The organism is Shimazuella sp. NTD247 (assembly GCF_059510415.1).
This window is the reverse complement of sequence record NZ_JCAJZU010000014.1, coordinates 1-10,699: the sequence shown is the minus strand read 5'-3', so window position 1 is coordinate 10,699 and position 10,699 is coordinate 1. Positions and strand designations below refer to the sequence as shown.

The window sequence follows — 10,699 nt, the reverse complement described above, 5'->3', positions numbered from 1 at the left end:
TAACTGGAGCAACAGGAGCAACAGGAGCAACGGGAGAAACTGGAGTAACAGGATTGACCGGAAGTACTGGGGCAGCCGGAGTAACAGGACTGACCGGAGCAACAGGATTGACCGGATTGACCGGAGCAACGGGAGCAGCCGGAGTAACTGGATCGACCGGATCGACTGGAGAAACAGGAGCCACCGGAGCAGCCGGAGTAACTGGAGAAACGGGAACAACGGGAGTAACTGGATCGACCGGATCGACTGGAGAAACAGGAACAACTGGAGAAACCGGAGCAACTGGAGAAACAGGAGCCACCGGAGCAGCCGGAGTAACTGGATCGACTGGAGAAACAGGACTGACCGGAGCAACCGGAGCAACTGGAGTAACAGGAACCACTGGAGAAACCGGAGCCACAGGGTCAACAGGAGCCACCGGAGTAACTGGATTGACTGGAGTCACAGGAACCACCGGAGCAACAGGAATCACTGGATCGACTGGAGAAACAGGACTGACCGGAGCCACCGGAGTAACAGGAGCCACCGGAGTCACAGGAGAAACTGGATTGACTGGAGTAACAGGAACCACCGGAGCAACAGGAATCACTGGATCGACCGGAGTAACAGGATCGACTGGAGCCACCGGAACCACAGGAACAACGGGAGTAACTGGATCGACCGGATCGACTGGAGAAACAGGACTGACCGGAGCCACCGGAGTAACAGGAGCCACCGGAGTAACAGGAGAAACTGGAGAAACGGGAGTAACTGGAGAAACCGGAGCAACTGGAGAAACCGGAGAAACCGGAGCCACGGGAGCCACCGGAGTAACAGGAGCAACGGGAACCACGGGAGCGACTGGAGCAACGGGAATAACCGGAGCCACCGGAGCAACTGGAGAAACCGGAGCAACTGGAGAAACCGGAGTAACTGGAGTCACAGGAGAAACAGGAGCAACGGGAGCCACCGGAGCCACTGGAGCCACCGGAACCACCGGAGTAACAGGAGCCACCGGAGTCACAGGAGAAACTGGAGAAACGGGAGTAACTGGAGAAACCGGAGCAACTGGAGAAACCGGAGAAACCGGAGCAATTGGAGAAACCGGAGTAACGGGAGCCACCGGAGTAACTGGAGCGACTGGAGCCACCGGAACCACAGGAGCGACTGGAGTAACGGGATCGACTGGAGCCGCCGGAGCAACAGGAGCCACTGGAGCCACTGGAGCCACTGGAGCAACAGGAACCACTGGAACAACAGGAGTAGCCGGAGTAACTGGAACCACCGGAGTAACTGGAACCACCGGAGTAACTGGATCGACCGGAGCAGCTGGAGTAACAGGAGCAACAGGAGCCACCGGAACCACGGGAGCCACCGGAGTAACTGGATCGACTGGAGCCACGGGAGCCACCGGAACCACAGGAGCCACCGGAACAACCGGAGCCACCGGAGTAATAGGATCGACCGGAGCAGCTGGAGTAACAGGAGCAACGGGAGTAACTGGATCGACCGGATCGACTGGAGTAACTGGATCGACCGGATCGACTGGAGTAACAGGACTGACCGGAGCAACTGGAGTAACAGGACTGACCGGAGCAACTGGAGAAACCGGAGCCACAGGGTCAACCGGAGCCACCGGAGTAACAGGAGCCACTGGAGCCACTGGAGCAACAGGAACCACTGGATCGACCGGAGCCACCGGAGCCACCGGAGCAACAGGAGCAACAGGAGCCACTGGAGAAACCGGAGCCACAGGGTCAACCGGAGCCACCGGAGTAACAGGAGCCACTGGAGCCACTGGAGCAACAGGAACCACTGGATCGACCGGAGCCACCGGAGCAACAGGAGCAACAGGAGCCACTGGAACAACGGGAGCCACCGGAGTAACTGGATCGACTGGAGCCACGGGAGCCACCGGAACCACAGGAGCAACGGGAGCAACAGGAGCCACAGGGTCAACCGGAGCCACGGGAACAACAGGAACCACAGGAGCCACCGGAACAACAGGAGCAACGGGAGTAACTGGATCGACCGGATCGACTGGAGTAACAGGACTGACCGGAGCAACCGGAGTAACAGGAACCACCGGAACAACAGGAGCAACTGGAGTAACAGGAGCCACCGGAGCCACCGGAACAACAGGAACAACCGGAGCCACCGGAGTAACTGGATCGACTGGAGCCACGGGAACAACAGGAACAACAGGAACAACAGGAACAACAGGAACAACCGGAACAACCGGATCAACTGGATCGACTGGAGCAACGGGAGCCACCGGAGTAACTGGATCGACTGGAGCCACAGGGACAACCGGAACAACAGGAGCCACCGGAGTAACTGGATCGACTGGAGCCACGGGAGCCACCGGAACCACAGGAGCAACGGGAGCCACAGGAGCCACAGGGTCAACCGGAGCCACCGGAGTAACTGGATCGACTGGAGCCACAGGGTCAACCGGAGCCACCGGAGTAACTGGATTGACTGGAGTCACAGGAACCACCGGAACCACTGGATTGACTGGAGTCACAGGAACCACCGGAACCACTGGAGTAACCGGAGCCACAGGAGCCACAGGAGCCACAGGAGCCACAGGAGCCACAGGAGTAACAGGAGCTACTGGAGTCACTGGAACCACAGGTCCAACGGGTCCGACAGGAGCTACTGGTTTTACAGGAGCATCTGCCCCTGCAAATTCATCTTTATTTGCAGATAGTCAGACTGCGCCATTACCAGTTTCCTTAGTAACTGAGACTACCATTCAAACACTTAATATACCAGTAACAGCAGGTCAGAGAGTTAAATTAGATAACAGTACTCAATTAGAAGTAACGGTTGGGTCCAACTGGGACGTAGCTTATAACATTAATTTAAGACGTAATGGTGTATTAATTGACCAACTTCTTCTTTCAAGGACAGGGAATTCTTCTGGTAATCTGAGATTTCTCTCTTCTAACACCTATGTAGATACAGCCCCTAACACAACAACAAATGTTTATACAGTGAGTATTTCATTTATAACAGCTTCAGATGTCACTAGTTCCAATGCAGAAGTAAGAAATATAAATGCCATTGTATTCACTTAAACAGTATTTTTCGACCATCTCCTAAAAGGAAATGGTCGATTTTTTACAAAAATTATTGCAGTAAGGGAGTTAAAAAATTAATTTAATATTCATGCTTAAAACGAAATTGGGGGATGATCACATAATCCATAATGGTGCAATATTCCTTGGACGATCCGCTTCGATGCTTTTCCATCCCCATATGGATTTTTTATTCCAGTCATGGATTGATATGCTTTGCTGTCGTTTATTAAAAGGCTTGCCTCTTCAAAAATTCGATTTTCATCTGTTCCAACCAATTTGGCTGCTCCTACATTGACTACTTCTGGCCTTTCTGTTACATCACGCATCACCAAAACAGGTACCTGTAAAGATGGCGCTTCTTCTTGAATTCCGCCCGAATCTGTTAAAATCAAGTAAGAACATGCCGCAATATTATGAAAATCAATCACATCGAGAGGATCGATCAACAATATTCTAGGATGATGTCGAAGGAAAGAATTTGCTTTCTCTTGGATAATGGGGTTTAGATGAATCGGAAATACTGCAACCACATCAGAGTGAGTCTCGACTAATCGCCGAATGGCTCGAAACATATGATCCATCGGTTCACCTAAGTTTTCTCTGCGGTGAGCGGTTATTAAAATCATTTTTTTTCCTTGGGCTTGTTTGGTCAACGGATGATCGTATTTTTCTTGAATGGTCATGCTTAAAGCATCAATCGCTGTATTTCCTGTAATGTATATAGAATCTTTTGATATTCCTTCTCGATATAAATAATTTGCTTCTTTATCAGTAGGAGCAAAATGCAGGTCAGCCAAACTACCTACTAATCGGCGATTTAGTTCTTCAGGATAAGGAAGATATTTGTGATGCGTTCGCATACCAGCTTCCACATGTCCCACCTTTATTTGCTGATAGACCGATGCGAGGCTGACAGAGAAAGTAGTTGTTGTATCCCCATGCACTAAAACAAGATCAGGTTTTAATTGATTCAATACGGTTTCCATACCTTGGAGTACTCGGTATGTAATTTGCGTTAATGTCTGATGATTTGTCATTACTTTTAAATCAAAGTCAGGTTTGAGATGAAATGTTTCTATTACTTGCTTTAACATTTGCTGATGTTGAGATGTAATACAAATAAATGTCTCAACATCAGGATGACGTTGCAATTCATTAATCAGGGGAGTCATCTTAATTGCTTCTGGTCTGGTTCCAAAAACAACAAGAATACGGAGCATAGGCACCCTCTTCTTAGCGTTTTTCTTTATTTTTATGTTTGGGATAGGGAATCTTATGATAAATATCATCATTTTCTGATAAAACAAGCTATTCCTCGTTATTTATAAGGAATAGCTTGTTTTATCATGATCGATTTCGTTTGAAAGGGTTAAATTCAACCATTTGGGATGATTGCTGGGATGGAAAGTAATTATTTGGAGTTTGAGAAGAGGTGGGTCTAGAAGTTGTTTTAGATGGACCATTCGATAATTTTTTTGAGATTCGTTCCATTGTTTTAAAATGCCCATCGGTAGCCCTTTCTAGTTATCATGATCGATTTCGTTTGAAAGGGTTAAATTCAACCATTTGGGATGATTGCTGGGATGGAAAGTAATTATTTGGAGTTTGAGAAGAGGTGGGTCTAGAAGTTGTTTTAGATGGACCATTCGATAATTTTTTTGAGATTCGTTCCATTGTTTTAAAATGCCCATCGGTAGCCCTTTCTAGCTGTTTTTTTGGAATGGAGCCGATGCTCTTTTGTAAATTTTTTAAATTATTTTGGTATCCCACTTCTCTTTTTTCGTATTCTGATATTTTTTGTTCAAGTTGCTGGATCATTTGCTGTTTATCGATTTGTTCTTCAAGGGGATTTTGTTCGATTTCTGCGATCTTTTGGTTCGATTCTTCGATTAATTGTTGTTTCGTTTGTAAATCTTCTTTTAAATCAGTTATGGTTTCTTCTTGTATAGTAGCTTTTTGCTTCAACTGGATGAGAATTTGCTGTTTTGCTTCCAAACTCTCCTTGTATTCTGAGATAGTTTTTTCCTGTTCTTTAATTTTCGTTTCTAGTTGATCAATTAATACTTGCTTAATAGTTAAGCTCCTCTGTAATTCCGTGATATCTTCTTCATATTTTTTGATCTTTTGTTTTAATTCATCAATCGTTTGTTGCTTCTTTTCTGTATTTTCTTTTATAGAAATAGTTATCTGTTCATATTCGTTTATTTCCTGTTGAAGATTATCAATTAATTGTTGTTTGATGATCGAATCTCCGGTGACCACTCTTTCTTTTTGTTCATATTCGGCCATTTTCTTCTGCAGTTCTTCGATTAATTGTTTATCATGATTTTGATCTTTGAGGTATTCTTGTTCTTTTTCTATATATTGTACAAGAAGTTTATTTTTTTGTTCCAGTTTCAATCGATAGTCCTGTTCATTTTTCTTGTACTTGTCAATGATTTCATCTTTGTCATCGCGTTTTCTCCAATTCCAGAATCCCATTTAGACAAGTCCTTTCTTTTTGTTATTTGTAACTCCTTTTCACATATATATGCTATGCATTCACCTATATATTTGTTAAGTCAAACAAAATCTCACTCTAATCATTCTCTTTGTTTAATTAAAAAAGCTGTTGATTCTGATGGAAATCAACAGCTTGTAGATTTGAATTTGTTGGATACCAAACAAAATTTTATGTTGTTGGGGTTGGGAATGCAGTACAATCTCGGATAATGATCGCATTTCCTATCGATACACCCGTTGCAGCTGCTGCAAATAGTCCAGGTGTAGTACTTGTTAAAACCAATAGATAACTATCTGCAGCCCCAGCATCCACCAATGTTAAGGAATAAGATACTGGTATGGTGTCTCCAAGTGCTGTCACTACTGTACCTATACCTGTTACCACTTGTGTACCGACTCCTGCAGCAAATGTACAGGTTTCGGTCGTAAAGGAGTTAGCAGTGAAGGTAAAGCTATTGTTTGGTGGAATGCCATCTGTATCCGTAAAGGTGAAGTTAATATTTGTATTAATTTCTGCACAACCGTTACAGACGTTTCCGACGAGAGAAGCGGTACCAGCAGCTATCGATACCCCATTGACTACTACGCCAACGGAGGCTGGTACTGCTGCATTCATAGAATCAAAGGTGCTCTCACAATCACAATTAGGTTGCGGAAAGAAGTCACATTGTTGTGGGAATGTAGTAGGCGGACAAATAGAAGTTACTGGAATATCGATTGGAGGACGTGGGTGGCAGAATTTCGCCAATACTTCTAATTTCACAGAAGCAAGTACTTGGATTTCTTTACATATATTAAGTTCGACTCCCACGGATGCTGGGAATGAGGTACCGCAAACAGGTGGAGGAGTGGTGATGATACAATCTCCACCGATAACTCGACAAATTAAATTGTCATTTGTAAATTCTGGGGGGAAACAGAGAACCACTCGACGAATAAAGGGAACGGTTAAGGGTATGGTACAAGCAACAGGATATCCGGAATCATTTTTACCAGTAAAGGTTATATCAACTGGAATGTCCTGTCTCAATTTCACTACAGAAGCACTGACTCCATCAATGTTAATGGGACGACGATCGAGTATGGTACAAACTCCATTTGTAACACAGGTGATAGGAAAAAATTGTTCTGTTATCAACGTACAAGTAATGTCTGTAACAGTAGTCGGACATCCTGCTGGTGGTTTTGCAGGTAATGGTATCGTTGCATTAATATCCTCTGTTAAGAGCACAAAATCATATACTTTGGGCACACAAATGCATTCTGCTTGAACATTATTTGGAATCGGTGGTGTGACCTGTGAACCTTGTATTGGTCTAACCATAATATGTTCTAATCCTCCTTTTTTAAAACAAATGGATTTTTTGCTTCCATGTTTTTGGCATATGTGTATCATATATATTCAATATTTTTTTATTCATTAACTAATGATTTCTATTTTTTTATGTAGTTAAGATATCGCATAAAAAAATAGCTGTTGGTATAGAACCAACAGCATGTGTAGGGTGAAGTATTGAATTACGTTGTTGTAGTAGGGAAACCAGTACAGTCTCGAATTATGATAGCGTTCCCGATGTCAACGGAAGTTGCGACTGCTGCAAACAATCCAGGCGAGACACTTAATAAGGTCAAGACATAGCTGTCTAATGCACCGGCATCAACCAATGTTAACAAATATGTTACAGGTATGGTATCTCCAAGTGCTGTCACTACTGTACCTTGACCAGCTACTACTTGTGTTCCTATTCCAGCAAGGAAGGTACAAGTTTCAGAGGTAAAGGAATTAGCGGTGAAGGTAAAGCTGTTGTTTGGTGGAAGACCATCTGTATCGGTAAAGGTGAAGTTAATATTGGTGTTAATTTCCGCACAGCCATTACAGACATTCCCTACAAGAGAAGCGGTACCGGCTGATATAGTAACACCATTGACTACTACACCAACTGATGTTGGTACTGGAGCCTGTGGAGAGTTAAATGTGCTCTCACAATCACAGTTAGGTTGCGGGAAGAAGTCACATTGTTGTGGGAATGTGAGTGTCGGACAAGCGGTAGTTACTGGAACTTCGATTGGAGCACGTGGTGAGCAGAATTTCGCCAAGACTTCTAGTTTTACCGCAGCCAACACTTGAATTTCTTTACAAATATTGAGTTCGATCCCAACAGAAGCGGGGAATGGAATACCTCCAACTGGCGGTGGAGTAGTGATGACACAATCTCCACTGACGATTCGACAAACTAGGTTGTCATTCGTAAACTCTGGTGGGAAACACAGTACAACTTGACGAACAAATGGTACTGTTAAAGGAATCGTACAAGTTGCAGGGTTTCCTAAAGCATCTGTACCAGTTAGAGTAACATCAACTGGGATGTCCTGTCTTAATTTTACTAACGCTGCATTTACCCCATCAATAGTAACTGGCCGACGGTCTAATACTGTACAAATCCCATTGGTAGCACATGTAATAGGGAAAAAGGATGTTACACCTGTTAATGCACAAGTGATATCCGTAACAGTAGTTGGGCATCCAGCTGGTGGTGTAGCAGGTAGAGGTATCGTTGCATTAATATCCTCTGTAAAAACCACAAAATCGTATACTTTGGGCACGCAGATACATTCTGCTTGAACATTATTTGGAATCGGCGGGGTAACCTGAGAGCCTCTTATTGGTTTAACCATAATATTCTCTAATCCTCCTTAAGTAGTAATTGCTTTCAACCTATATATACGCAAAATATATAAGGCTCGCTTTAGGCAAAGGTCCATTTTCAACAAAAAGGTTTTTGCTGTTTTCATAGGAGATAATTTTTTTATTGGTCAAATTTATCGTGTATCTTCATATATCTGATATAACAGTTAGATAGGAGGATACCTATGGATGGCCTGAAGATACAATTTAACCAAAAAACACTGGGGGAAATAGCCTATCAGTCTTTGCCTATTTATCGTTTGTTTTGCGAACATTTAGGTTTTCACTTGGAATCTGATCAACAAGAAAAAAAACTTCACCTCATTTCTGGTCTTCAAGAAAATAAAATTTATCTCTTGCCAATGAAGCAAACTGATACAAATACTTTTATTCTTGAAAAGACAAAAGCGTTCCTAACTCAAACCAATATGGATGTGGTTCTATTACCTGTAGACTCTCCAGTTCCTACTGATGGTCAATGTGTTTTCAGATTGAAAACACATACAAAAGCGAATCGATTGCCGAGACTTAATGTTCTACATAGTAGTGAGTTACAAACGAAAAACTGGGCTAAGATTTTTAAACAAGAAAGTAAAAAATACGGATTTGCTTCTTATATCAAAGAAGGCCTGAAATTTTCAACTTTTCCCGTCTTCGACATTCAAGCTAAATTTCCATCCTCACAAGAAAACGATAAGCAATTTGAAGAAAAGATCAGTATGATCCTTGCATCGACGTTGCTTCGAATCCTTACACAAGACAATCCTTTATTGCTTTTGCCATATCTCTCCTTTGAATCAATTGAATCTCTCTTTCTCCAGCAATACGACAAGATTTCCAAAAAGAACACAGAACCAATTAAACCTATAGAGCCAGATCAATGGAGTAAGTCAAAATCAAGTAGTTCGACTCCATCCGCAGTTCCAAATCAGACTATTCTCCCACCTTTCCGAATGGAAGTTTGTTTTGATTATCAGTTCGTTTTTCCTACTTATGAAGAGGAAGAGTACTTTGTCTTAGGGACGATGTATTTAAAAAATACAGGATTAGGTGCTATACCAAATCCACATATTTGTATTCAGGTCCCCTTATCATCGAATGTGAAAGTAAAAGGACAAATTGTTCCACCAAAGATGACGGATACAGTTGGGGTACAAAGTTATTCGGGAAATAGTCCAGTGGGATGGAAGTATGTAGATGATGATTGGCGACAAAAGGCTAAGGAGCTTGGGGAATATTGGGTGTGTCCTATTCAGCAGATGACCATTTTGCCAGGTGAAAGCCTTACATTCCCAAATTTACAATTTTCCATTCCTTCCAATAGCGAAGGGGATATCACGATACAAGGTTCCGTTCATGTCAAAGAATTTAACCTAAAGTTCCCTTCATCAAATCGTATTTCCCTCTCATTTTATTAATTATCATTGAGTCAAGGAGGAAGAACTATGTTAGAACTTACATGGCTTCAATTTATAGTTTTGATATTTGCGTCTTTTCGTTTTACCCATCTTATTGTTTTTGATGAGATTACATCTTTTATTCGGGATCCATTTGTCAAGGTAACCTATGAACCGGATGATTCTGGTCAAGTAGTACGCAGGATAAAAATTTTGGGGACAGGATGGCGTTATACACTGGGGTTATTTTTAAGTTGTCATTGGTGTGTTGGGATATGGTCATCCGTTATTCTTTTAGTTCTCTATATATGGCTGCCAGTGGTCTATCCTCTACATCTTATTTTGGCTATTTCTGGGGTAGCTGCGGTTATTGAATCTAAATTGTATTTCGGGTAGTTATTTCATTATTTTTAATTTTGATGTAGAGGTGAATGTATGTGAGTGAGAAAAAAAGGAATGTACTAGATTCTTATAAGAAGAGAATTATTTATTTGACGAACATCATACGAAAATACCAATCAAAAATAGGTTTGTACAGAAATCAGCAAGTAAAAATGAAGAGGGCAATAGCACACTTCCGCTCAAGAGAACTTTTTAACTTACGACAACGAAATAAAATAACATCTAAGTTTGAAGAATTTCGATCTGCATTGCACTTTTCAAATTTAGAGCGAACAGAAAAAGATAAAGAAATAAGCAAGTTAAGACAGCAAGAAAATGATTTATTGCAAATTATTAAAGATCGAGAAAAAACAATTGAAAATTTATCAAGTTCAAACTCTAAAGAACAACGATCTATGAAGATTCAACGAATGGAGCCGGAGACAGTTAAGGAATTAGAAGAGCTAAGGGTGCAAATGAAACACAAAACAAAAGAAATAGAGAAGTTAACCTTAGAAGTAAATCAATATCAAGAAACAGTAGAAAAAGAACTGCATTTAAAAAATGGGATGGAAGAGAAGGAACAAAGGAATCAAGAACTACAAAGCAAAAACAAAGCATATCAAGAAGAAATAAAAAAGGAACGAGAAAAAGCAGAAGAAAAAGTG

At 42.3% G+C, this 10,699-nt stretch carries 8 protein-coding genes; 4 read left to right on the top strand and 4 right to left on the bottom strand.

Translation table 11 applies throughout. The features are described from left to right. Positions 1-3,062 (top strand): collagen-like protein (locus AC5WOC_RS20980; protein ID WP_496057379.1); only part of this gene is annotated, 3,062 nt, incomplete at its 5' end. Between the two features lie 95 nt (positions 3,063-3,157). On the opposite strand, the gene wecB is transcribed toward AC5WOC_RS20980, so the two are convergent. From wecB to AC5WOC_RS20960, 4 genes are all read right to left on the bottom strand, one after another. Further along, positions 3,158-4,285, bottom strand: a complete 1,128-nt coding sequence (gene wecB, locus AC5WOC_RS20975; protein ID WP_496057378.1) for a non-hydrolyzing UDP-N-acetylglucosamine 2-epimerase — start codon at positions 4,283-4,285, stop codon at positions 3,158-3,160. Positions 4,286-4,592: 307 nt separating this feature from the next. Continuing rightward, positions 4,593-5,546, bottom strand: a complete 954-nt coding sequence (locus AC5WOC_RS20970; protein WP_496057377.1) for a hypothetical protein — start codon at positions 5,544-5,546, stop codon at positions 4,593-4,595. Between the two features lie 190 nt (positions 5,547-5,736). Continuing rightward, a complete protein-coding gene (locus AC5WOC_RS20965) occupies positions 5,737-6,891 on the bottom strand; it encodes a BMQ_0737 family morphogenetic spore coat protein (RefSeq protein WP_496057376.1) in 1,155 nt (384 codons plus the stop codon). Positions 6,892-7,085: 194 nt separating this feature from the next. Beyond that, on the bottom strand, positions 7,086-8,243 hold the full coding sequence (locus AC5WOC_RS20960; protein ID WP_496057375.1) for a BMQ_0737 family morphogenetic spore coat protein: 1,158 nt from the start codon (positions 8,241-8,243) through the stop codon (positions 7,086-7,088). A gap of 195 nt (positions 8,244-8,438) precedes the next feature. On the opposite strand from AC5WOC_RS20960, the gene AC5WOC_RS20955 reads away from it, so the two are divergent. The 3 genes from AC5WOC_RS20955 to AC5WOC_RS20945 all read left to right on the top strand — a co-directional run. Further along, the gene (locus AC5WOC_RS20955) at positions 8,439-9,671 is read left to right on the top strand and encodes a hypothetical protein (RefSeq protein ID WP_496057374.1); all 1,233 of its coding nucleotides are present in this window, start codon (positions 8,439-8,441) and stop codon (positions 9,669-9,671) included. Between the two features lie 27 nt (positions 9,672-9,698). Next, on the top strand, positions 9,699-10,046 hold the full coding sequence (locus AC5WOC_RS20950; protein ID WP_496057373.1) for a DUF1360 domain-containing protein: 348 nt from the start codon (positions 9,699-9,701) through the stop codon (positions 10,044-10,046). A gap of 41 nt (positions 10,047-10,087) precedes the next feature. Next, positions 10,088-10,699: hypothetical protein (locus AC5WOC_RS20945; RefSeq protein WP_496057372.1), on the top strand; the 612-nt coding region annotated here is incomplete at its 3' end.